The 22,630-nt window shown below is 55.1% G+C and carries 19 protein-coding genes, 3 tRNA genes and 3 other RNA genes; 23 read left to right on the forward strand and 2 right to left on the reverse strand.

All coding sequences use genetic code 11. The features are described 5' to 3' along the window. Positions 1-126 precede the first annotated feature (126 nt). The 21 genes from sucA (at position 127) to C7434_RS01875 (ending at position 17,043) form a co-directional block, all read left to right on the forward strand. On the forward strand, positions 127-2,934 hold the full coding sequence (gene sucA / locus C7434_RS01775) for a 2-oxoglutarate dehydrogenase E1 component (protein WP_006118456.1): 2,808 nt from the start codon (positions 127-129) through the stop codon (positions 2,932-2,934). A gap of 15 nt (positions 2,935-2,949) precedes the next feature. Beyond that, entirely contained in the window at positions 2,950-4,173 is a 1,224-nt protein-coding gene (gene odhB / locus C7434_RS01780) for a 2-oxoglutarate dehydrogenase complex dihydrolipoyllysine-residue succinyltransferase (protein WP_006118457.1), read from the forward strand. Positions 4,174-4,241: 68 nt separating this feature from the next. Then, the gene (sucC, locus tag C7434_RS01785; RefSeq protein ID WP_006118458.1) at positions 4,242-5,408 is read left to right on the forward strand and encodes an ADP-forming succinate--CoA ligase subunit beta; all 1,167 of its coding nucleotides are present in this window, start codon (positions 4,242-4,244) and stop codon (positions 5,406-5,408) included. Beyond that, positions 5,408-6,283 carry a succinate--CoA ligase subunit alpha gene (gene sucD, locus C7434_RS01790; protein ID WP_006118459.1) on the forward strand — a complete coding sequence of 292 codons (876 nt, stop codon included), beginning with the start codon at positions 5,408-5,410 and terminating at the stop codon, positions 6,281-6,283. The genes sucC and sucD overlap by 1 nt, the downstream gene beginning before the upstream one ends. Positions 6,284-7,026: 743 nt before the next feature. Continuing rightward, positions 7,027-8,598 carry a cytochrome ubiquinol oxidase subunit I gene (cydA, locus tag C7434_RS01795; protein ID WP_133745085.1) on the forward strand — a complete coding sequence of 524 codons (1,572 nt, stop codon included), beginning with the start codon at positions 7,027-7,029 and terminating at the stop codon, positions 8,596-8,598. Positions 8,599-8,609: 11 nt separating this feature from the next. Continuing rightward, positions 8,610-9,749 carry a cytochrome d ubiquinol oxidase subunit II gene (gene cydB / locus C7434_RS01800; protein WP_039337989.1) on the forward strand — a complete coding sequence of 380 codons (1,140 nt, stop codon included), beginning with the start codon at positions 8,610-8,612 and terminating at the stop codon, positions 9,747-9,749. 15 nt (positions 9,750-9,764) lie between these two features. After that, the gene (cydX, locus tag C7434_RS01805) at positions 9,765-9,878 is read left to right on the forward strand and encodes a cytochrome bd-I oxidase subunit CydX (protein ID WP_006118462.1); all 114 of its coding nucleotides are present in this window, start codon (positions 9,765-9,767) and stop codon (positions 9,876-9,878) included. Further along, positions 9,878-10,171 (forward strand): cyd operon protein YbgE, encoded by a 294-nt coding sequence (gene ybgE / locus C7434_RS01810; RefSeq protein ID WP_006118463.1) that lies wholly within the window; start codon positions 9,878-9,880, stop codon positions 10,169-10,171. Before cydX ends, ybgE begins: the two co-directional genes overlap by 1 nt. 181 nt (positions 10,172-10,352) lie before the next feature. Then, complete coding sequence (gene ybgC / locus C7434_RS01815; protein ID WP_006118464.1) at positions 10,353-10,757, forward strand: tol-pal system-associated acyl-CoA thioesterase; 405 nt, start codon at positions 10,353-10,355, stop codon at positions 10,755-10,757. After that, positions 10,754-11,440, forward strand: coding sequence for a Tol-Pal system protein TolQ (tolQ, locus tag C7434_RS01820; RefSeq protein ID WP_033739349.1), 687 nt, complete (start codon positions 10,754-10,756; stop codon positions 11,438-11,440). The genes ybgC and tolQ overlap by 4 nt, the downstream gene beginning before the upstream one ends. 13 nt (positions 11,441-11,453) lie before the next feature. Next, complete coding sequence (tolR, locus tag C7434_RS01825; protein ID WP_006118466.1) at positions 11,454-11,882, forward strand: colicin uptake protein TolR; 429 nt, start codon at positions 11,454-11,456, stop codon at positions 11,880-11,882. 26 nt (positions 11,883-11,908) lie between these two features. Next, complete coding sequence (tolA, locus tag C7434_RS01830) at positions 11,909-13,204, forward strand: cell envelope integrity protein TolA (RefSeq protein WP_006118467.1); 1,296 nt, start codon at positions 11,909-11,911, stop codon at positions 13,202-13,204. Between the two features lie 115 nt (positions 13,205-13,319). Continuing rightward, entirely contained in the window at positions 13,320-14,615 is a 1,296-nt protein-coding gene (gene tolB, locus C7434_RS01835; RefSeq protein ID WP_033739351.1) for a Tol-Pal system beta propeller repeat protein TolB, read from the forward strand. A 52-nt stretch (positions 14,616-14,667) separates the two neighbouring features. Beyond that, on the forward strand, positions 14,668-15,189 hold the full coding sequence (gene pal, locus C7434_RS01840) for a peptidoglycan-associated lipoprotein Pal (RefSeq protein ID WP_006118469.1): 522 nt from the start codon (positions 14,668-14,670) through the stop codon (positions 15,187-15,189). 9 nt (positions 15,190-15,198) lie between these two features. After that, positions 15,199-16,005 (forward strand): cell division protein CpoB, encoded by an 807-nt coding sequence (gene cpoB / locus C7434_RS01845; RefSeq protein ID WP_033739354.1) that lies wholly within the window; start codon positions 15,199-15,201, stop codon positions 16,003-16,005. Between the two features lie 166 nt (positions 16,006-16,171). Next, positions 16,172-16,247, forward strand: a tRNA-Lys gene (locus tag C7434_RS01850). A 60-nt stretch (positions 16,248-16,307) separates the two neighbouring features. Beyond that, positions 16,308-16,383 (forward strand) — tRNA-Lys (locus C7434_RS01855). 54 nt (positions 16,384-16,437) lie between these two features. Further along, a tRNA-Lys gene (locus C7434_RS01860) sits at positions 16,438-16,513 on the forward strand. Positions 16,514-16,556: 43 nt separating this feature from the next. After that, positions 16,557-16,690: non-coding RNA, RtT sRNA (locus tag C7434_RS01865), on the forward strand. Between the two features lie 43 nt (positions 16,691-16,733). Beyond that, positions 16,734-16,866: non-coding RNA, RtT sRNA (locus tag C7434_RS01870), on the forward strand. A gap of 44 nt (positions 16,867-16,910) precedes the next feature. Beyond that, positions 16,911-17,043, forward strand: a non-coding RNA gene (locus C7434_RS01875) — RtT sRNA. Positions 17,044-17,354: 311 nt separating this feature from the next. Here the strand turns inward: C7434_RS01875 and C7434_RS01880 are convergent. Continuing rightward, complete coding sequence (locus C7434_RS01880; RefSeq protein ID WP_133745086.1) at positions 17,355-19,190, reverse strand: methyl-accepting chemotaxis protein; 1,836 nt, start codon at positions 19,188-19,190, stop codon at positions 17,355-17,357. Positions 19,191-19,301: 111 nt separating this feature from the next. Continuing rightward, positions 19,302-20,762, reverse strand: a complete 1,461-nt coding sequence (locus C7434_RS01885; RefSeq protein WP_133745087.1) for a DNA-3-methyladenine glycosylase 2 family protein — start codon at positions 20,760-20,762, stop codon at positions 19,302-19,304. Between the two features lie 158 nt (positions 20,763-20,920). Between C7434_RS01885 and C7434_RS01890 the strand changes: the two genes are divergently transcribed. Next, positions 20,921-21,430 carry a methylated-DNA--[protein]-cysteine S-methyltransferase gene (locus tag C7434_RS01890; RefSeq protein ID WP_058701088.1) on the forward strand — a complete coding sequence of 170 codons (510 nt, stop codon included), beginning with the start codon at positions 20,921-20,923 and terminating at the stop codon, positions 21,428-21,430. 130 nt (positions 21,431-21,560) lie between these two features. Next, the gene (gene nadA, locus C7434_RS01895) at positions 21,561-22,622 is read left to right on the forward strand and encodes a quinolinate synthase NadA (RefSeq protein WP_006118473.1); all 1,062 of its coding nucleotides are present in this window, start codon (positions 21,561-21,563) and stop codon (positions 22,620-22,622) included. Positions 22,623-22,630 lie beyond the last annotated feature (8 nt).

Here is a 22,630-nt window from a genome sequence, read left to right on the forward strand (position 1 = left end):
AAGGTTCCCTTACGGGCCGGGCGCGCGCTGCGCACAGTGCTCGTATCGCTGAACTCACTACGGCAAACCGCGAAAGCGGCAACAAATGAAACCTCAATAAAGCATAACATTGCTTAAGGGATCACAATGCAGAACAGCGCGATGAAGCCCTGGCTGGACTCCTCCTGGCTGGCCGGCGCGAATCAGTCTTACATAGAGCAACTCTATGAGGATTTCCTGACCGATCCTGACTCTGTGGATGCAGTGTGGCGCTCGATGTTCCAACAGTTACCAGGCACGGGAGTGAAACCCGAGCAGTTCCACTCCGCGACCCGCGAATATTTCCGTCGCCTGGCGAAAGACGCATCTCGTTACACCTCCTCAGTCACCGATCCGGCAACCAACTCCAAGCAAGTGAAAGTGCTGCAACTGATCAACGCGTTTCGTTTTCGCGGCCATCAGGAAGCAAACCTGGATCCGCTTGGCCTGTGGAAACAGGACCGTGTTGCCGATCTCGACCCTGCTTTTCACGATCTGACCGACGCCGATTTTCAGGAAAGCTTTAACGTAGGTTCTTTTGCTATTGGCAAAGAAACCATGAAGCTGGCCGATCTGTTCGAGGCGCTGAAGCAGACTTACTGTGGTTCGATTGGTGCAGAGTACATGCACATCAACAACACCGAAGAGAAACGCTGGATTCAGCAGCGTCTCGAATCCGGTGCTGGCCACTGTTCGTTCAGCGGTGAAGAGAAAAAAGGTTTCCTGAAAGAGCTGACTGCGGCAGAAGGCCTTGAAAAATATCTGGGCGCAAAATTCCCGGGTGCCAAACGCTTCTCGCTGGAAGGCGGTGATGCACTGGTGCCTATGCTGCGTGAGATGATTCGTCATGCAGGTAAAAGCGGCACCCGCGAAGTGGTGCTGGGGATGGCGCACCGTGGCCGTCTCAACGTCCTGATTAACGTGCTGGGTAAAAAGCCACAGGATCTGTTCGACGAGTTCTCAGGCAAACATAAAGAACACCTGGGCACCGGTGATGTGAAATATCACATGGGCTTCTCATCGGATATCGAAACCGAAGGCGGTCTGGTGCATCTGGCGCTGGCCTTTAACCCGTCTCACCTGGAAATTGTCAGCCCGGTGGTCATGGGGTCGGTGCGTGCCCGTCTGGATCGTCTGGCTGAGCCGGTCAGCAACAAAGTGCTGCCCATCACTATTCACGGTGATGCGGCGGTCATTGGTCAGGGCGTGGTGCAGGAAACCCTGAACATGTCTCAGGCCCGCGGCTATGAAGTCGGTGGCACCGTGCGTATCGTGATCAACAACCAGGTGGGTTTCACCACCTCGAATCCGAAAGACGCGCGTTCTACACCGTACTGTACTGACATTGGTAAAATGGTGCTGGCACCGATTTTCCACGTCAATGCGGACGATCCGGAAGCGGTGGCCTTTGTGACCCGACTGGCGCTGGACTATCGCAATACCTTTAAACGCGATGTGTTTATCGATTTGGTGTGCTATCGCCGCCATGGTCACAACGAAGCGGATGAGCCAAGCGCCACGCAGCCGTTGATGTACCAGAAAATCAAAAAGCATCCCACACCGCGTAAAATCTACGCCGATCGTCTGGAAAGCGAAGGTGTCGCGTCGCAGGAAGATGCCACCGAGATGGTCAATCTGTACCGTGATGCGCTGGATGCCGGCGAATGCGTGGTGCCAGAATGGCGTCCGATGAGCCTGCACTCCTTCACGTGGTCACCGTATCTGAATCACGAGTGGGATGAACCCTATCCGGCTCAGGTGGACATGAAGCGTCTGAAGGAGCTGGCGCTGCGTATCAGCCAGATCCCTGAAGAGATTGAAGTCCAGTCTCGCGTCGCCAAGATCTATAACGATCGTAAGCTAATGGCCGAAGGCGAGAAAGCGTTTGACTGGGGCGGGGCTGAAAATCTGGCGTACGCCACGCTGGTCGATGAAGGCATTCCGGTACGTTTGTCGGGTGAAGACTCCGGCCGTGGCACCTTCTTCCACCGTCATGCCGTGATCCACAATCAGACCAACGGTTCAACCTACACGCCACTACACCATATTCATAACAGTCAGGGTGAATTCAAAGTCTGGGACTCCGTCCTGTCTGAAGAAGCCGTGCTGGCCTTTGAATACGGTTATGCCACCGCAGAGCCGCGCGTGCTGACCATTTGGGAAGCGCAGTTCGGCGATTTTGCTAACGGTGCGCAGGTGGTGATTGACCAGTTCATCAGCTCCGGCGAGCAAAAATGGGGCCGTATGTGTGGCCTGGTGATGCTGCTGCCACACGGCTATGAAGGTCAGGGCCCTGAGCACTCCTCCGCCCGTCTGGAACGTTATCTGCAGCTCTGCGCTGAGCAGAACATGCAGGTCTGCGTACCCTCAACACCGGCTCAGGTTTACCACATGCTGCGTCGTCAGGCGCTGCGCGGTATGCGCCGTCCGCTGGTGGTGATGTCACCGAAGTCGCTGTTGCGTCATCCTCTGGCGATTTCCTCGCTGGATGAACTGGCAAACGGCAGCTTCCAGCCAGCGATCGGCGAAATTGACGATCTGGATCCGCAAGGCATCAAGCGCGTCGTGCTGTGCTCCGGTAAGGTCTACTACGATCTGCTGGAACAGCGTCGTAAAGACGAAAAAACCGATGTCGCTATCGTGCGTATCGAACAACTTTACCCGTTCCCGCATCAGGCGGTACAGGAAGCGTTAAAAGCGTATTCCCACGTACAGGATTTTGTCTGGTGTCAGGAAGAGCCACTGAACCAGGGTGCCTGGTACTGTAGCCAGCACCATTTCCGTGATGTGGTACCGTTTGGTGCAACGCTGCGTTATGCAGGTCGCCCGGCATCGGCTTCACCGGCCGTGGGTTATATGTCCGTACATCAACAACAGCAGCAAGACCTGGTTAATGACGCACTGAACGTCAATTAATTAAAAGGAAAGATAATGAGTAGCGTAGATATTCTCGTTCCCGACCTGCCTGAATCGGTTGCAGATGCCACAGTAGCAACCTGGCACAAGAAACCAGGCGATGCAGTCAGTCGCGATGAAGTCATCGTCGAAATTGAAACCGACAAAGTGGTTCTGGAAGTGCCGGCGTCTGCGGACGGCGTGCTGGAAGCCGTACTGGAAGAGGAAGGGGCAACCGTTACCTCTCGTCAGATTCTCGGCCGCCTGAAAGAAGGCAACAGCGCTGGCAAAGAAAGCAGTGCGAAAGTCGACAGCAACGAATCCACACCAGCCCAGCGTCAGACCGCTTCTCTGGAAGAAGAGAGCAACGATGCGCTGAGCCCGGCGATTCGTCGTCTGATTGCCGAACACAACCTTGATGCCTCACAGATCAAAGGCACCGGCGTGGGTGGACGTTTAACGCGCGAAGATGTTGAAAAACATCTGGCGAACAAACCGCAGGCAGACAAAGCCGCGGCACCGGCATCTGACGCGCAGCCTGCCCAGCAGCCTGTGGCTAACCGCAGCGAAAAACGTGTGCCAATGACGCGCCTGCGTAAGCGCGTCGCGGAACGTCTGCTGGAAGCCAAGAACAGCACCGCCATGTTGACAACTTTCAACGAAATCAACATGAAGCCGATTATGGATCTGCGTAAGCAGTACGGCGAAGCGTTCGAGAAGCGTCACGGTGTGCGTCTGGGCTTTATGTCGTTCTACATTAAAGCCGTGGTGGAAGCGCTGAAGCGTTACCCTGAAGTCAACGCCTCAATTGATGGCGAAGACGTGGTTTACCACAACTACTTTGATGTCAGCATCGCCGTTTCTACCCCACGCGGCCTGGTGACCCCTGTTCTGCGTGATGTGGATGCGCTGAGCATGGCTGACATCGAGAAGAAAATTAAAGAACTGGCAGTAAAAGGCCGTGACGGCAAGCTGACGGTTGACGATCTGACGGGCGGTAACTTCACCATCACCAACGGTGGTGTGTTTGGTTCACTGATGTCAACGCCAATCATCAACCCGCCACAGAGCGCAATCCTGGGCATGCACGCCATTAAAGATCGTCCTATGGCGGTGAATGGTCAGGTTGTGATCCTGCCAATGATGTACCTGGCGCTCTCTTATGATCACCGTTTGATCGATGGTCGTGAATCTGTCGGCTATCTGGTCGCAGTGAAAGAGATGCTGGAAGATCCGGCGCGTCTGCTGCTGGATGTCTGATTCATCACTGGGCACGCGTTGCGTGCCCAACCTCAATACTCTTTTCAGATCTGAATGGATAGAACATCATGAACTTACACGAATACCAGGCTAAACAGCTGTTTGCACGGTATGGCATGCCAGCACCGACCGGCTACGCCTGTACTACACCACGTGAAGCAGAAGAAGCGGCATCGAAAATCGGTGCAGGCCCGTGGGTAGTTAAATGTCAGGTTCATGCCGGTGGCCGCGGTAAAGCGGGCGGTGTGAAGGTAGTTAACAGTAAAGAAGACATCCGTGCTTTCGCTGAAAACTGGCTGGGTAAACGTCTGGTGACCTACCAAACTGACGCCAATGGCCAGCCGGTAAACCAGATTCTGGTTGAAGCGGCGACCGACATCGATCAGGAGCTGTATCTGGGTGCCGTGGTCGACCGTGCAACGCGTCGCGTGATCTTCATGGCGTCAACCGAAGGTGGCGTGGAAATCGAGAAAGTGGCGGAAGAAACCCCGCACCTGATCCACAAAATGGCGCTTGATCCGCTGACCGGTCCTCAGCCTTATCAGGGCCGTGAGTTGGCGTTCAAACTGGGCCTGACCGGCAAGCAAGTCAGCCAGTTCACCAAAATTTTCATGGGTCTGGCGACCATGTTCCTGGAACGTGACCTGGCGATGGTTGAGATCAACCCGCTGGTCATCACCAAACAGGGCGACCTGATCTGTCTGGATGGCAAACTGGGTGCCGATGGCAATGCCCTGTTCCGTCAGCCAGAGCTGCGTGAAATGCGCGATCCAAGCCAGGAAGACCCACGTGAAGCACACGCAACGCAGTGGGAACTGAACTATGTTGCGCTGGAAGGCAACATCGGTTGTATGGTTAACGGCGCAGGCCTGGCGATGGGCACCATGGACATCGTTAAGCACCACGGCGGTCAGCCAGCAAACTTCCTGGATGTCGGCGGCGGCGCGACCAAAGAGCGCGTAACGGAAGCCTTCAAAATCATCCTGTCTGACGATGCCGTGAAAGCGGTTTTCGTTAACATCTTCGGCGGCATCGTGCGTTGCGACCTGATCGCAGACGGCATCATCGGTGCAGTGGCAGAAGTGGGTGTGAACGTACCGGTTGTGGTACGTCTGGAAGGTAACAACGCTGAGCTGGGCGCTAAGAAACTGGCGGACAGTGGTCTGAACATCATTGCAGCAACCAGTCTGACAGACGCGGCACAGCGTGTTGTTGCTGCTGCGGAGGGTAAATAATGTCCATTTTGATCGACAAAAACACCAAAGTCATTTGCCAGGGTTTCACCGGCGGACAAGGGACGTTCCACTCTGAGCAGGCGCTGGCTTACGGCACGCAGCTGGTCGGCGGTGTGACGCCAGGCAAAGGCGGCACCACTCATCTGGGCCTGCCGGTGTTTAACACCGTGCGTGAAGCGGTTGAAGCCACTGGCGCAACGGCTACCGTCATCTACGTTCCGGCTCCGTTCTGTAAAGACGGTATCCTGGAAGCGATCGATGCCGGCATCAAGCTGATCATCACCATCACCGAAGGCATCCCGACGCTGGATATGCTGACCGTGAAAATGAAGCTGGATGAAGCGGGCGTTCGCATGATCGGGCCAAACTGCCCGGGTGTGATCACCCCAGGCGAATGTAAGATCGGTATCATGCCGGGCCACATTCATCAGCCAGGCCGCGTCGGTATCGTATCGCGTTCAGGTACGCTGACGTATGAAGCCGTTAAGCAGACTACCGATATCGGTTACGGCCAGTCTACCTGTGTCGGTATTGGTGGTGACCCGATCCCGGGTTCTAACTTCATCGACATCCTGAAAATGTTCCAGGACGATCCACAGACTGAAGCGATCGTTATGATCGGTGAAATCGGGGGCAGCGCGGAAGAAGAAGCGGCTGCCTTTATCAAAGATCACGTGACCAAGCCGGTTGTGGGCTACATCGCAGGCGTGACCGCGCCGAAAGGCAAACGTATGGGCCATGCAGGCGCCATCATCGCCGGCGGTAAAGGTACGGCAGACGAGAAGTTTGCTGCACTGGAAGCGGCGGGCGTGAAAACCGTACGCAGCCTGGCTGACATCGGTGATGCTGTTAAAGCCGTTCTGCCAGCGAAGTAATCGCATCCACTGAAAAAGCCACCTTCGGGTGGCTTTTTTTATGGCTGGCAAAACATTGCCGCACAGCCACAAGGCCGGTCACGAACGTGGGTAGTGAAAAAAGGGCGCTGGCCGGACGGGCAGGGCGGATTGCAGGCAGGATGATTGCCTGTCACTCACTTAAAAAATACGCTGCCCTCAGGCCCGTTTTTTAGATATTGAATAAGAACGTGAAATAACCATTAAATTAATTTAAGTATTGCCCCGTTTATTTGCTATGATGAATTCAGCCCACCGCATCGTCGTCGCGGATCGTTAAGTTATTAAAAAGGGATCAAAGTTAAATTTCTTTATAATTAAAAATTAATAAGAGACAATTTTTTAACAAAGAACGCTTAAGAACATATTTCTATCTTTGCTTCATTATTCCAGATCAACTTCCCCTTATATATAACAAACTTTACCGCTAGCAAAGCCTACCGTTAAGCGCTTAAATTGCGCTGCATCAATCCAGCCTTTAAAAAAAATAAACAAACGTTTGTTCAAATACGGGAAAGCATCAATTTTTATTTATCCCCCGTTAAGCGTTTGAACCACGCCGCTGCGTTGATGTTTAACCAGGTTAGATTAACCGCTACTCCCTCATCTCAGGCCGCACAGCGTTATGACCTGCCGATGATAAAACTGGAATCAATAATCAGTCGTTCCTGACGCTTATTCGGCCCACACGGCTCAGGCGTTCATGCGAGGAGCAAGGAGTTTTTATGCTAGATATCGTCGAACTGTCGCGTTTACAGTTTGCCTTAACGGCGATGTACCATTTTCTGTTTGTGCCATTAACGCTCGGTATGGCGTTTTTACTGGCCATCATGGAAACGGTATACGTCCTGAGTGGTAAACAAATCTATAAAGATATGACCAAGTTCTGGGGCAAGTTGTTTAGTATTAACTTTGCCCTGGGCGTGGCCACCGGACTGACAATGGAATTTCAGTTCGGCACCAACTGGTCTTATTATTCTCATTATGTTGGCGATATTTTTGGTGCGCCGCTCGCGATTGAAGGCTTAATGGCTTTCTTCCTGGAATCCACCTTTGTGGGCCTGTTCTTTTTCGGCTGGGATCGCCTGGGTAAAGTGCAGCATCTGGCGGTGACCTGGCTGGTCGCAATCGGTTCGAATATGTCGGCACTGTGGATTCTGGTAGCGAATGGCTGGATGCAAAACCCCATCGCCTCTGAGTTTAACTTTGAAACCATGCGCATGGAGATGGTGAGCTTCTCTGAGCTGGTATTAAACCCGGTTGCGCAGGTGAAATTCGTGCATACCGTGGCGGCAGGCTATACCACAGGAGCCATGTTTATTTTAGGGATCAGCGCCTGGTATTTACTGAAAGGCCGTGACATGGCGTTTGCAAAACGCTCTTTTGCCATCGCGGCCAGTTTCGGCATGGCGGCGGTGCTGTCGGTGATTGTGCTGGGTGACGAATCCGGTTACGAGATGGGCGACGTACAGAAAACCAAGCTGGCCGCTATTGAAGCGGAATGGGAAACCCAACCGGCACCGGCCGCCTTTACGCTCTTTGGCGTGCCCGATCAGTCAGCACAGCACAACAAGTATGCGATCCAGATCCCTTATCTCCTAGGACTCATTGCCACGCGGTCGACCGATACGCCGGTGACCGGACTAAAAGAACTGCTGGCGCAACACGAAGTGCGAATTCGTAACGGTATGAAGGCTTACGCGCTGCTGGATGAACTGCGACAGGGCAATACCGATCCGGCCGTCCGCGATGCCTTTAACCACAGCAAAAAAGACCTGGGTTATGGTCTGCTGTTAAAACGCTATACCGCGAACGTGTCGGATGCCAGTGAAGCGCAGATTAAACAGGCCACGCAGGATTCGATTCCTCGCGTCGCACCGCTCTACTTTGCGTTCCGTATCATGGTGCTTTGCGGCGTGCTGCTGCTCGGCGTCATTGCGCTGTCATTCTGGAGTGTGATTCGAAATCGCATTGGTCAACAGCGCTGGTTACTCAAAGCCGCACTGTACGGCATTCCGCTGCCGTGGATTGCGGTAGAAGCGGGCTGGTTTGTGGCGGAGTACGGTCGTCAGCCCTGGGCGATTGGGGAAGTCCTGCCCACTGCGATTGCGAACTCCACGCTGACCGTGGGCGATGTCCTGTTCTCAATGATACTGATTTGCGGACTGTATACCCTGTTTCTGGTGGCCGAGATGTACCTGATGTTTAAGTTCGCGCGTCTGGGGCCCAGCAGCCTGAAAACAGGGCGCTATCACCATGAACAGATCGTTAAAAACGCTCAGCCGGTGCGTGGATAAGGAGAAGCCCCATGTTTGATTATGAAGTTCTGCGCTTTGTCTGGTGGCTGCTAATCGGCATTCTGCTGGTGGGCTTTGCCGTCACCGATGGTTTCGATATGGGCGTCGGGATGCTGACGCGCGTATTAGGCCGGACCGATACCGAGCGTCGTGTGATGATCAATTCTATCGCGCCGCACTGGGACGGCAATCAGGTCTGGTTGATCACCGCCGGTGGCGCACTGTTTGCCGCCTGGCCGATGGTGTACGCCGCCGCGTTTTCCGGCTTCTACGTGGCGATGATTCTGGTGCTGGCCTCGTTGTACTTCCGTCCGGTAGGCTTTGACTATCGCTCAAAAATCGAAGATGCACGCTGGCGCGGTGCCTGGGACTGGGGCATTTTTATCGGCAGCTTTGTCCCGCCGCTGGTGATCGGCGTCGCCTTTGGCAATCTGCTGCAGGGCGTGCCTTTTCATGCCGACGAGTACATGCGGCTGTATTACACCGGAAATTTTTTCCAGCTGCTGAACCCCTTTGCACTGCTGGCCGGTGTGGTGAGCGTTGCCATGATACTGACGCAGGGTGCGACCTATCTGCAAATGCGCACCACGGGCGAACTGCACCTGCGTTCACGCATCACGGCGCAGATTGCCGCGCTGGTGATGATGGCGTGTTTCGCGCTGGCTGGCGTCTGGGTAAGGTACGGTATTGACGGCTATGTGGTGACCAGCACGCTTGATCACTTCGCTGCTTCTAATCCCCTGGGGAAAACCGTGGTGCGCGAAGCGGGGGCCTGGATGGTGAATTTCCAGCAGCATCCTGTGTTGTGGTTATTCCCGCTTCTGGGCGTGGTGTTGCCCTTACTGACCGTAATGTGTTCGCGCGGAGAGAAGGGCGGCTGGGCGTTTCTCTGCTCATCGCTGACGCTGGCCTGCGTCATCATGACCGCCGGCATCGCGATGTTTCCGTTCATTATGCCGTCCAGTACCGTTCCCGGCACCAGCCTGACCATGTGGGACGCCACCTCCAGTTTGCTGACGCTGGAAATAATGACCTTCGCGGCGATAATTTTTGTGCCGGTTATTCTGCTCTATACCAGTTGGTGTTACTGGAAGATGTTTGGTCGTATCACTAAAGAACATGTTGAGCGCAACAGTAACGCACTCTATTGATAAAGGAGACGACATATGTGGTATTTTGCCTGGATTCTCGGCACCCTGCTGGCCTGTGCCTTTGGCATCATCACCGCGCTGGCGATAGAACATATCGAAGACAGCGCCGACGCGGAACGCCAGTCGTAATGCGCACAGGCATTCAGACAGGTTATCGCCTGATGGATAAGGGCCCGCTCCGGGCCCTTTCTCTGATACTCGCCTTATGGCTGGCCGGCTGCCTGTTATGGGACCCCGCGCGCTATGCAACCCGCCCGGAAGGCATCCTGCTATGGCAGGGCATCGTACTGATTTGGGCGGTCTGCACGGGGGTTATTCACGGCAGCGGATTCCGTCCGCGCCGTTTACGCTGGCGTGCGTTCTTTGCGCCATTGCCCGCCTTACTGGTACTCTTCTGGGCGCTGAGTCATTTTTATCGCTGACGACCTGTCACCCTTCACCCCAGGCGCGTGAGTTTACTTCAGCGTCTGGTCAAGAAACCTCCATTAATGACGTCCGGTTGTAACCAACTGATAATTATTTTCTCCTGGCTCTGACAGCCCATTCCCAACCCTAATTGTCTTGCGTATAGTAGCAACGTTTAAAACGAGGCCGGGATGTAGAGTGAGTACAACGCTGTTTCGCTGGCCGGTTCGGGTCTACTATGAAGATACCGATGCCGGTGGTGTGGTTTATCACGCCAGCTATATCGCTTTTTATGAACGAGCACGTACCGAAATGCTGCGTCAGCACCATTTCAATCAGCAGGCGCTGTTAGAACAGCAGGTTGCTTTTGTGGTACGGCGCATGACGGTGGACTATCTTTCGGCGGCACGTCTTGATGACCTTCTGGAGATCCAGAGCGAAGTGACATCAATGACGCGGGCGACGATGACATTCTCCCAGCGTATCGTGAACGCAGAAGGCAAAGTGCTCAATGAGGCAGAGGTCCTGATTGCCTGCATCAACCCACACCTAATGAAGCCGATTGCGCTTCCCAAGTCTATTGTCGCGGAGTTCAAGCAGTGACTGACATGAACGTTCTTGATTTGTTCCTGAAGGCGAGCCTTCTGGTCAAACTTATCATGTTGATTTTGATCGGCTTTTCGATTGCCTCCTGGGCAATCATCATCCAGCGCACGCGAATTCTGAATGCGGCGGGAAGGGAAGCTGAAGCCTTTGAAGACAAATTCTGGTCCGGCGTTGAACTGTCTCGCCTCTATCAGGAAAGTCAGGGACGTCGTGAAGAGCTGGCGGGTGCCGAGCAAATCTTCTACGCCGGCTTCAAAGAGTTTGCCCGTTTACATCGCGCGAATAATCATGCGCCTGAAGCGGCTGTTGAAGGCGCGAGCAGGGCCATGCGCATTTCCATGAATCGCGAACTCGAAGCGCTGGAAACCCACATTCCTTTCCTGGGCACGGTTGGCTCAATCAGTCCTTATATCGGTCTGTTTGGTACGGTCTGGGGGATTATGCATGCGTTTATTGCCCTGGGGGCGGTCAAACAGGCCACCCTGCAGATGGTGGCACCGGGGATTGCAGAAGCATTGATCGCCACCGCGATCGGTCTGTTTGCTGCGATTCCTGCCGTAATGGCGTACAACCGACTGAACCAGCGCGTCAATAAACTGGAGCAGGGCTACGACAACTTTATGGAAGAGTTTACGGCCATCCTGCATCGTCAGGCTTTCTCCAGCGACAGCGCTAAGTAAACAGAGGTAAATGATGGCCCGAGTGCGTGGTCGCGGTCGCCGCGAGCTAAAGTCGGAAATTAACATCGTTCCACTGCTGGACGTTTTGCTGGTGCTGCTGCTGATCTTTATGGCAACGGCCCCCATCATCACGCAAAGCGTGGAAGTGGATTTGCCCGATGCAACAGATTCTAAGACGGTTTCCAGTGATGATAACCCACCCGTGATTGTTGAAGTGTCCGGCGTGGGACAATACAGCATGGTCGTCGATCACGATCGTTTGCCGCAGTTGCCGCCAGAACAGGTGATTAGCGAAGCGCAACGTCGTCTGGAAGCCAATCCGAAAACCGTCTTTTTGATCGGTGGTGCCAAAGAGGTACCTTATGATGAAATCATCAAGGCGCTGAACCTGCTGCATCAGGCAGGGGTTAAATCTGTCGGTTTGATGACGCAGCCGATTTAAAGTCGAACCGTTTTTGGGAACCGAGTGTGTCGAAGGCAACCGAGCAAAACGAAAAGTTAAAGCGCGCGATAATCATTTCGGTGATTCTGCATATCGTGCTGATCGCCCTGCTGATATGGAGCTCGTTTAATGAGCACATTGAGGCCAGCGGCGGCGGTGGCGGTAGCGATATAGAAGCGGTCATGGTCGATCCCGGTGCGGTGGTTGAACAGTATAACCGTCAGCAGAATCAGCAAAGCGACAGTCAGCGTGCGGAGCAGCAGCGCCAGAAACAGGCCCAGCAGCAGGCCGAAGAGCTTCAGCAGAAACAAGCGGCTGAACAGCAGCGGCTGAAAGAGCTGGAAAAAGAGCGACTGCAGGCACAGGAAGACGCGAAACAGCAGGCGAAAGCGCAGGCTGAACAGCAGAAGGCCGCCGAAGCCGCAGCGAAACAGGCCGAGGCGCAACAGAAAGCCGCCGAAGCGGCCGCGGCGAAAGCGAAAGCCGATGCGAAAGCGGAAGCGGATGCACAGGCGAAAGCCGCGGCAGACGCAAAGATGAAGGCGCAGGAAGAGGCGAAGAAGGCCGCAGCAGAGGCGAAGAAGCAGGCTGAGCAAGAGGCGAAAGCCGCAGCCGCAGAAGCGAAGAAGCAGGCCGAGCAGCAGGCGAAAGCTGAGGCTGCCGAAGCCGCAAAACAAGCTAAGGCCGAAGCGGCGAAACAGGCTAAAGCGGAAGCCGCGAAAGAAGCGAAAGCGGCTGAAGCCAAAGCCGCAGCGGAAGCGAAAGCCGCAGCCGCCCAGGAAGCGAAAGAGAAAGCGGCCGCCGCAGCGAAAGAAAAGGCCGCCAAAGAAAAAGCGGATGCCGCCGCCAAAGCGAAAGCGGAGGCTGCTGCCAAAGCAAAAGCAGATGCGAAGGCAAAAGCCGAGGCGAAAGCGAAAGCGGCCGCTGATGCCGCCAATGACAGCGACGTCGATGACCTGCTGGGCGGCTTAGCGTCCGGTAAGAATGCACCGAAAAGCGGCGCGTCGGGTGGAGCAGCAGGGCAGGGTAATCAGAAGAAGGCGGGTGCTTCTGGCGCAGATGTGAATGCGTATCTTGGGCAGATCACCAGCGCAATTCAGAGCCGTTTTTACGATGCGGACCTGTATAGCGGCAAAAGCTGTGACTTACGTATTAAACTTGCTCCTGATGGCATGCTGATTGATGTTAAATCAGAAGGCGGCGATCCGGCGCTGTGCCAGGCCGCTATCGCGGCGGCGAAGCAGGCACATATTCCGAAACCGCCTTCACAAGCGGTGTACGAAGTGTTTAAAAACGCCCCGATGCGTTTCAGACCGCAATAATGCAGTAACCTGCGGCAGGTTGATCTATGGTTAGCTTGCCGTACTCTAGTTGTACTCGTGGTTTTCAGGAACAGTGCCAATTATCGCGGACTCAGGTTCAGATAAGGGAGATAAAATGAAGCAAGCTCTTCGCGTAACGTTAGGCTTTTTTATCCTGCTGTGGGCAGCGGTGCTGCATGCAGAGGTTCGCATTGAAATCACCCAGGGCGTCAACAGCGCGCGCCCTATCGGTGTGGTTCCGTTTAAATGGTCTGGCCCAGGCGCGGCACCGGAAGATATCGGTGGTATCGTCGCAGCTGACCTGCGTAACAGCGGTAAATTTAACCCGCTTGATCGTTCACGTCTGCCGCAGCAGCCGACTAGTGCTCAGGAAGTGCAGCCTGCTGCATGGAGCGCACTGGGTATTGATGCCGTGGTTGTTGGACAGATTCAGCCGAATGCTGATGGCAGCTATCAGGTGTCCTACCAGCTGGTGGATACCGCAGGTGCGCCAGGTACCGTGCTGGCGCAAAACTCCTATAAAATTACGAAACAGTGGCTGCGCTATGCGGCGCACACCGTCAGTGATGAGGCGTTCCAGAAACTGACCGGCATTAAAGGGGCGTTCCGTACCCGTATCGCCTATGTGGTACAGACCAACGGCGGTCAGTTCCCGTATGAACTGCGCGTTGCCGATTACGACGGTTACAACCAGTTTGTCGTGCACCGTTCACCGCAACCGCTGATGTCGCCTGCCTGGTCGCCCGATGGCAGCAAACTGGCGTATGTAACCTTTGAAAGCGGCAAGTCAGCGCTGGTGATTCAGACCTTGTCTAACGGCTCTGTTCGTCAGGTCGCTTCATTCCCGCGTCACAATGGTGCGCCAGCCTTCTCACCGGACGGCACCAAGCTGGCCTTCGCCCTGTCTAAAACCGGTAGTCTGAATCTCTATGTTATGGACCTGGCCTCCGGGCAGATTCGTCAGATTACAGATGGTCGTTATAACAGCACTGAACCAACCTGGTTCCCGGACAGCCAGACGCTGGCGTATACCTCTGACCAGGCCGGTGCGCCGCAGATCTACAAAATCAGCATCAATGGTGGTGCATCACAGCGCATTACCTGGGAAGGCGCTCAGAACCAGGATGCGGATGTAGCCAGTGATGGAAAATCAATGGTGATGATTAGCACCAGTGGCGGTGCTCAACACGTCGCCAAACAGGATCTGGTAACGGGAGCCGTTCAAACGTTAACGGACACGTTCCTGGATGAAACGCCGAGCCTGGCTCCAAACGGCACCATGGTAATCTACAGCTCGACTCAGGGCATGGGTTCTGTGTTGCAGTTGGTTTCAACCGACGGTCGTTTCAAAGCGCGTCTTCCGGCAACTGATGGACAGGTCAAATTTCCTGCCTGGTCGCCGTACCTGTAATGTCTGAGCTTTCTGACATTACAAAAAAATAAACAATAATGGGAATTTTCAAATGCAACTGAACAAAGTACTGAAGGGTTTAATGCTGGCTCTGCCAATCATGGCAGTTGCGGCGTGTAGCTCACACAAAAATAACAACAACGACCAGTCTGGCGCAGGTGCTGACGGCGCTTACGGTGCTAACTCTGGTATGAACAACGGCAACATGTCTTCTGATGAGCAGGCGCGTCTGCAGATGCAACAGCTGCAACAGAACAACATCGTTTACTTCGGTCTGGACAAATACGATGTTCAGCCTGACTACGCTCAGATGCTGGATCAGCACGCTAACTTCCTGCGTAGCAACCCGTCTTACAAAGTGACCATTGAAGGTCATGCGGATGAGCGCGGTACGCCAGAGTACAACATCGCCCTGGGCGAGCGTCGTGCTAACGCCGTTAAGATGTACCTGCAAGGTAAAGGCGTGTCTGCGGATCAGATGTCTATCGTATCTTACGGTAAAGAGAAACCAGCTGTTCTGGGCCACGACGAAGCGGCTTACGCTAAAAACCGTCGTGCCGTACTGGTCTACTAAGAGAATCACATGGTTAGTAACTTCAGACATCACCTGTTGAGTCTGTCGTTACTGATTGGCGTAGCGGCCCCCTGGGCCGCTCATGCCCAAGCGTCAATCAGTAGCGTTGGCTCCGGCTCGGTCGAAGACCGTGTCACCAGTCTCGAAAGAATCTCCAATGCCCAGGCACAGCTGATGCAGCAACTGCAGCAGCAGATGAGTGATAACCAGCGGGATATCGATTCATTGCGTGGGGAAATCCAGCAAAATACCTATCAGCTGAATCAGGTTATTGAGCGCCAGAAGCAGATCTATCAACAGATCGACAGTCTGAGCAGCAATAACAGCAGCAATGCCAGTCAGCCTGCCGCGGGTGCCGGTGACAATGCGGCTGCGGGCGCTGCGACAGCGGGCAACGATGCAGGTGCGGCCGCGGCCGGCAGCAGTGCGCCTGTTCAGAGTGGCGATGCTAACAGCGATTACAATGCTGCTGTTGCGCTCATTCTGGAGAAAAAACAGTACGATCAGGCCATCACTGCGCTGCAGGCGTGGGTGAAGCGTTACCCGGACTCGACGTATCAGCCGAATGCCAATTACTGGCTGGGGCAGCTGTTTTATAACAAAGGTAAAAAAGATGACGCAGCGTATTATTACGCCACGGTGGTGAAGCAGTATCCAAAATCCCCCAAGGCGGCTGAAGCGTTGTTTAAGGTTGGCGTGATCATGCAAGAGAAAAACGACACGGCAAAAGCCAAAGCCGTTTATCAGCAGGTGATCAAACTTTACCCGAACACCGAATCTGCTAAGCAGGCACAAAAACGCTTGTCTGGTATGTAATTTGTGCAGGTTTGACCGGATATCGATGGATTTCTGGTCTTGCCGCATGAAAGGTAGGCAATTGAACCCCTTAACAGAAAATAAGGGTTGCGCTACCTCGGTAAATCAGTAATATATGCCGCCGTTGCCGGGACACATTGCAAATGTGTCTGGCAAGCCTGAAGATGGGTCGTTAGCTCAGTTGGTAGAGCAGTTGACTTTTAATCAATTGGTCGCAGGTTCGAATCCTGCACGACCCACCATCTCCCGCAGGACGCTGTTCCCCAAGAGAACCTTCAGTATTGCTTCACAACCATTAAGATGGGTCGTTAGCTCAGTTGGTAGAGCAGTTGACTTTTAATCAATTGGTCGCAGGTTCGAATCCTGCACGACCCACCATCTTATTCTCAGGCAGCATGCATACATGTGTTTGAGCGGTTGTCAGCCCCGAGCGGGTCGTTAGCTCAGTTGGTAGAGCAGTTGACTTTTAATCAATTGGTCGCAGGTTCGAATCCTGCACGACCCACCAATACAGAAAAGCGCGCCCACGGGCGCGCTTTTCGTTTATGGGGCATTACAGTCAAACGTGCATGATGAGAACCTGCAGCAGGTTCGACTGAATCGCGTTGCGATTCAGGCTGATGCGTCAGCATCCACCCGCAGGGCGAGGCCCACGGGGCCGAAGGCCATCCTGCACGACCCACCAATACAGAAAAGCGCGCCCACGGGCGCGCTTTTTGTTTATGGGGCATTACAGTCAAACGTGCATGATGAGAACCTGCAGCAGGTTCGACTGAATCGCGGTGCGATTCAGGCTGATGCGTCAGCATCACCCGCAGGGCGAGGCCCACGGGGCCGAAGGCCATCCTGCACGACCCACCAATACAGAAAAGCGCGCCCAACGGGCGCGCTTTTCGTTTATGGAGCAGTACAGTCAAGCGTGCATGATGAGAACCTGCAGCAGGTTCGACTGAATCGCGGTGCGATTCAGGCTGATGCGTCAGCATCACCCGCAGGGCGAGGCCCACGGGGCCGAAGGCCATCCTGCACGACCCACCAATACAGAAAAGCGCGCCCACGGGCGCGCTTTTCGTTTATGGGGCATTACAGTCAAACGTGCATGATGAGAGCCTGCAGCAGGTTCGACTGAATCGCGGTGCGATTCAGGCTGATGCGTCAGCATCACCCGCAGGGCGAGGCCTACGGGCCCGCAAAGTCTGTCGTACTCCCGTCAGGGCCCAACAACCTGCGTCCGCACTGTTCCTGTCCGGCAGCGTGCCGTTGAACGGGCGTCACGCAGGCGGATCTTAATCATCTGCCATAAAAAAAGCGCCCGACAGGCGCTTATAGGGCGTAATACGTCAGCCGGATTAGCGTGCGGCTGTCTGACCGGGTTCCAAACTAAACTGTTTGACCAGCGTTTCAAGTCGGCGCGCCTGATCTTCCAGCGCGGTGGCTGAAAGGGCAGAGGCAGAGACCAGCGAGGCGTTTTGCTGGGTGGTGCTGTCCAGTTCTGAGACCGCACGCGCAATCTGCTCAATGCCACGGCTTTGCTCATCCGAGGCAGAAGAGATCTCACCCACGATGTCATTCACACGGGAAATCGCCTGAACCACCTGTCCCATTCTCTCGCCCGCGCGCGCAACGCGGTTATTGCCTTCCGCGATTTGGCTGACCGATGCGCTGATCAGTTGATCGATATCCTTCGCCGCCTGCGCACTGCGCTGCGAAAGGTTACGTACTTCGCTGGCGACGACCGCAAACCCCCGGCCATGCTCGCCAGCGCGAGCCGCTTCCACGGCGGCATTCAGAGCCAGGATATTGGTCTGGAAAGCAATACTGTCGATAACGGCCGTGATCTCGGCGATTTTCTTCGAGCTGGCAGAAATATCGCCCATGGTTTGCACGACTTCCGTGACGGCGGCACCGCCTTGCTCCGCCGTTTTAGACGCTTCAGCAGCAATCTGGCTGGCGTGGCGCGCGTTATCTGCGTTGTGCTTCACCGTAACGGTTAACTGTTCCATGCTGGCAGCCGTCTGCACCACGGCGGCGGACTGCTGTTCTGTGCGTGACGAGAGCGTGTGGTTGTCGCTGTTAATACTGCTAGCCGCCTGCGACAGCGTGAGCACGCTGTCGCGGACCTCCAGAATCATTGTCCGCAGACGCTGATTCATCGCGCCCATCGCGCCAGCCAGTTTGCCCAGCTCATCACGGCCCGCCGGTTTGATATCGGCGCTTAAATCGCCCTTAGCAATGCGCTCCGCCAGCCATAAATTCTTTCTGACGGGATGAGTAATCTGTCGGCCAATCAGCCAGGCAATCAACATGCCCAGCAGCACAGCAAGGCCAACCGTCAACAGCGTCAGGTTAACAGAACTCCTGGTCAGGTCGCTGTTTTCTACCTTCATCTGCTGCAGAAGCGTTTTGAGGATAGCACTGCTCTTATCGCCATCGACCTTCACCGCGTTCTCCGCCTGACTGAGGGCCAGAAAGCCTGCTGCGTAACGTTCACTGAGTTGCTTAACCTCAAGGGTTGCATTCCACAGCGCGTTGAGCTGCGCCTGAGCATCGGGAGGTAATTGCGGTAACAGGGTGGTGAGGGCGGTCTGGATGGCGTTGACCTGCGGTGTGAGCTGCGACTGAATCGCGCTGGCATGAGCGGGATCATAACGGAGTAACTGAAGCTGATCGCGCAGCTGGCTGATTGCAAGCAGTTGCTGAAACAGTGCACTGGCATCGGTCATCTGGGTTTTAATCAACGCTTCGTACAGCGTTGACTGGCTCTGCATGTTGCGCTGATCGAGCTGCTTACCCGTTTCTGCCAGAGACTGCATGGCCTGGGTCATTGCGCTGATGCTGGCCTGAAAGTGGCTGAGCTGGCTGGCGATCTCCTGGAGCTGTGTTTCCTCCTCGGGCAGCCATCGGTACTGTTGGGCATCATGTGTCAGCTGAGCGGCATGGGCGATATAATCCGCCATCACTTTCCCCGCTTTCTCATCGCCATACAGCAGTTTCAGCCGGTTAACCTTAGCCTGAAACACGTCAATGTTAATGTCGTAAATCAAGTTGCTCTGTTCATAAACGTCATGGATAGTTTTAAAACGCGCGATGCTTACCGCGCCCGATCCCACCACCAACAGCAAAACGAGTCCAAATCCTAAACTGAGTTTGTGCGAAATTTTTGTATTTTCTAACCGCAACCCCATGACCTCTGCCTCCTGCCCATGTCAACGATGTTAAGCCAAATTGGTTATCGGTTGAGCAGGCCAGGAGTTTAGAGGCGAGGCGTGATATTTCTTTTCAGGACAACGGGCTGCTTACTTCGCACTGGCCAGTGACAGGCTTTTCCAGATATGCATCACGGCGTAGCTGCGCCAGGGACGCCATACCTGTGAGCGCGCGTCTGCCGCTTTGGGTGTTAATCCCCCCAGATTATTGCGCACGGCGATATCCTCTTTCGGGAAGGCGTCCGGCCAGCGCAGCGCCCGCATGGCAATGTAGTGGGCGGTCCAGGGGCCAATGCCCGGTAAGGCCACCAGGCGCGCCATGATGTCGTCAGGCGAAAGCGTCGCATTGAAACGCAGGCTGCCCTCGTTACAGGCGGCCGCAAAGGCCAGAATCGCTCTGGCGCGCGCACTGACAATGCCCAGGCGGGCAATCTCATCGACCGTAGCCTGGGCAATGCGCTGGGGTTGCGCAGAATAGCGCGACAGATCAGGGAACGGCGTGGTGCAGGGTTCACCAAATGCCTGAGCAAAGCGGCTGCTGAGCGTCGTGGCGGCTTTAACGGTGACCTGCTGGCCCAGGATGGCGCGTACGCCCATTTCGACACTGTCAAATGCGCCGGGGACACGCAGGCCGGGGTAATCCTGAATACTTTGCGCCAGCAGGGGATCCTGTTGCAGGTGTTCGGCAATGCGCTGCGGCTGAGCATTCAGGTCAAACAGGTCGCGCAGCCGACGCAGCAGGGCAGGCAGCACAGGCGTGAGAGAGCGGGTGAATTCAACCTGAAGCGCCTGCTTTGCCGGGAGATGCGAAATGCTGACCCAACCCCGGTATTCGCCCAGCGCCACCGTCCGGCGGTAGGTTTCACCATCAACGGCTTCAATGTCGTTCATTAACCGCAGGCGTAAAAAGTCCAGCATCGCCTGCCAGTCGTAAGGCGGACGATAGCTGAGGCGTAACCGCATTGTGTCCGTTGCAGGTTGCGGCGACAGGCTGCCGCTTTTGCGCAGTGCGCCCGGCGTCATGCGATAGCGCGCCTGAAACACGTCATTGAAGCGCCGTAAGCTGCCAAATCCACTGGCGTAAGCGATCTCGGTTACCGGCAGCGTGGTTTCGGTCAGAAGCTGCTTAGCCAGCAGCATACGACGTGTCTGTTTAAGCTCCAGTGGCGTGACGCCCAGCTCCTGCTGCACAATGCGCCGCAGCTGACGGGCGCTGATGCCAAACTCTGCAGCAATCGCATCCAGGCCGCTGTGGGCTTCCAGCAAGCCCTCTTCAATGCGCTGCACCAGTCGGTCGGCCACGCGGTGGGCGTTGTCCACGGGGGCGTTGCCGGGTGCCAGCTCCGGACGACAGCGCAGACAAGGGCGAAAATGCGCTTTCTCTGCCGCCTCAGCGCTGTTGAAGAACAGACAGTTTTTCTGCATTGGCGCTTTCACCGGGCAAATCGGGCGACAGTAAATGCCGGTTGAGGTCACGCCGACAAAAAACACGCCATCGAAGCGCGTATCACGCGAGGTCAGTGCCTGGTAAGCGGTATCTGAATCAAACATGGTTTTTCTCCGGCAAAGAGCGACAGCGTAGCGCGGGCATTGGATATTGACTGGCTGTTTTCGGACAGCACAACAGTTTATTGTAATGACCGAAAACAGCCAGTTTCGCGTGGCGAAAATGCGATAATGCCAGACAGCAATGTGATGGAGGGAACAGCATGTATTACTGCAAACCTGTGATAACGCCGGTGGGCGAACTAACGCTGATCGCCAGCGATCGCGGTCTGGCGGCCATTTTATGGCAGGACGAAGTGCGCAGACATCCCCGGTTGTCGCCGCGTGAGCGCGACGATAATCATCCTGTTTTACGCGAAACCGAAACGCAGTTACGTGAGTACTTTGCCGGCACTCGGCGCGTTTTTGACTTACCGCTGGATATGGACGGCACAGCATTTCAGAAAAAAGTCTGGCAGGCGCTACTTTCTATTCCGTTTGGCGAAACCCGCAGTTACCGCCAGATCGCCGAGCAGATTGGGCATCCGGCAGCGGTACGTGCCGTCGGTGCTGCTAACGGCAAAAATCCGTTGTCCATTGTGGCACCGTGTCATCGGGTCATTGGGGCCAATGGAAAACTGACGGGATTTGCCGGTGGCCTGACGGTCAAAGCCTTTTTGCTTCAACTGGAAGCCCCTCAGCCCGGTCTGGTGGGGCTTTCTGCATCGTCATGACCAAATAAAACGCGACAGGCTGCTGCTTTTTCGCTATCGTGTTTAGCATATAAAACACGATGGCGGTATTTACGTCCTGTTAAGCCAGAAACGGCTATTTTCGTTAATTTTACAGAACGAGAGCGGTGTCATGAGCGCAATCTTTGATCCTGAACATGCGGTGTATCCTTTTCCTCCTAAGCCCGCCCGGCTGAGTGACGAGCAAAAAACGCTTTACCGGGAAAAAATTAAAGCCCTGCTGAAAGCCCGTAACGCCGTGATGGTGGCGCACTATTACACGGATCCGGACATCCAGGCCTTAGCCGAAGAAACCGGCGGTTGCGTCTCTGACTCGCTCGAAATGGCGCGTTTTGGCAGCCAGCATCCCGCCACTACGCTGCTGGTGGCCGGCGTGCGCTTTATGGGCGAAACCGCCAAAATTCTCAGCCCGGAAAAAACCGTGTTGATGCCGACGCTGGAGGCCGAATGCTCGCTGGATCTGGGCTGCCCGATTGAGGCGTTTACGGCCTTCTGTGATGCGCATCCTGACCGGACGGTGGTGGTATACGCCAATACTTCTGCAGCGGTAAAAGCGCGCGCCGACTGGGTTGTCACCTCCAGCATTGCCGTCGAACTGATTGAACATCTGGACAGCCTGGGGGAAAAAATCATCTGGGCACCGGATCGGCATCTCGGGCGCTATGTTACGCAAAAAAGCGGGGCCGACGTGTTATGCTGGCAGGGCGCCTGCATCGTCCACGACGAATTCAAAACTCAGGCGCTGCAGCGGATGAAAGCGCTGTATCCGGATGCGGCAGTGCTGGTTCATCCCGAGTCGCCGCAGGCGATTGTGGATTTGGCCGATGCGGTAGGTTCAACCAGCCAGCTAATTCAGGCGGCAAAAACCTTGCCACATCCGCAGATGATCGTTGCCACCGATCGCGGCATCTTTTACAAGATGCAGCAGGCGGTTCCTGACAAAATATTGCTGGAAGCGCCTACCGCCGGTGAGGGCGCAACCTGCCGAAGCTGTGCGCACTGTCCCTGGATGGCGATGAACGGACTGCAGGCCATTGCCGAGGCGCTGACGTCGGGTGGGCGGGCTCATGAGATCCACGTAGACGCGGCGCTGCGCGAGGCCGCGCTGGTGCCGCTAAACCGTATGCTATCCTTTGCAGCAGACCTCAAACATAACGTGAAAGGAAACGCGTAATCCGCGTC

It is taken from the genome of Pantoea sp. PNA 14-12 (assembly GCF_004364735.1).
GTDB lineage: Bacteria > Pseudomonadota > Gammaproteobacteria > Enterobacterales > Enterobacteriaceae > Pantoea > Pantoea stewartii.

Bases quoted from the DNA above. Each gene is read 5' to 3' on its own strand.
- sucA (WP_006118456.1), top strand. From the start codon at position 127: ATGCAGAACAGCGCGATGAAGCCCTGGCTGGACTCCTCCTGGCTGGCC.
- odhB (WP_006118457.1), top strand. From the start codon at position 2,950: ATGAGTAGCGTAGATATTCTCGTTCCCGACCTGCCTGAATCGGTTGCA.
- sucC (WP_006118458.1), top strand. From the start codon at position 4,242: ATGAACTTACACGAATACCAGGCTAAACAGCTGTTTGCACGGTATGGC.
- sucD (WP_006118459.1), top strand. From the start codon at position 5,408: ATGTCCATTTTGATCGACAAAAACACCAAAGTCATTTGCCAGGGTTTC.
- cydA (WP_133745085.1), top strand. From the start codon at position 7,027: ATGCTAGATATCGTCGAACTGTCGCGTTTACAGTTTGCCTTAACGGCG.
- cydB (WP_039337989.1), top strand. From the start codon at position 8,610: ATGTTTGATTATGAAGTTCTGCGCTTTGTCTGGTGGCTGCTAATCGGC.
- cydX (WP_006118462.1), top strand. From the start codon at position 9,765: ATGTGGTATTTTGCCTGGATTCTCGGCACCCTGCTGGCCTGTGCCTTT.
- ybgE (WP_006118463.1), top strand. From the start codon at position 9,878: ATGCGCACAGGCATTCAGACAGGTTATCGCCTGATGGATAAGGGCCCG.
- tolR (WP_006118466.1), top strand. From the start codon at position 11,454: ATGGCCCGAGTGCGTGGTCGCGGTCGCCGCGAGCTAAAGTCGGAAATT.
- tolB (WP_033739351.1), top strand. From the start codon at position 13,320: ATGAAGCAAGCTCTTCGCGTAACGTTAGGCTTTTTTATCCTGCTGTGG.
- pal (WP_006118469.1), top strand. From the start codon at position 14,668: ATGCAACTGAACAAAGTACTGAAGGGTTTAATGCTGGCTCTGCCAATC.
- cpoB (WP_033739354.1), top strand. From the start codon at position 15,199: ATGGTTAGTAACTTCAGACATCACCTGTTGAGTCTGTCGTTACTGATT.
- C7434_RS01880 (WP_133745086.1), bottom strand. From the start codon at position 19,190: ATGGGGTTGCGGTTAGAAAATACAAAAATTTCGCACAAACTCAGTTTA.
- C7434_RS01885 (WP_133745087.1), bottom strand. From the start codon at position 20,762: ATGTTTGATTCAGATACCGCTTACCAGGCACTGACCTCGCGTGATACG.
- C7434_RS01890 (WP_058701088.1), top strand. From the start codon at position 20,921: ATGTATTACTGCAAACCTGTGATAACGCCGGTGGGCGAACTAACGCTG.
- nadA (WP_006118473.1), top strand. From the start codon at position 21,561: ATGAGCGCAATCTTTGATCCTGAACATGCGGTGTATCCTTTTCCTCCT.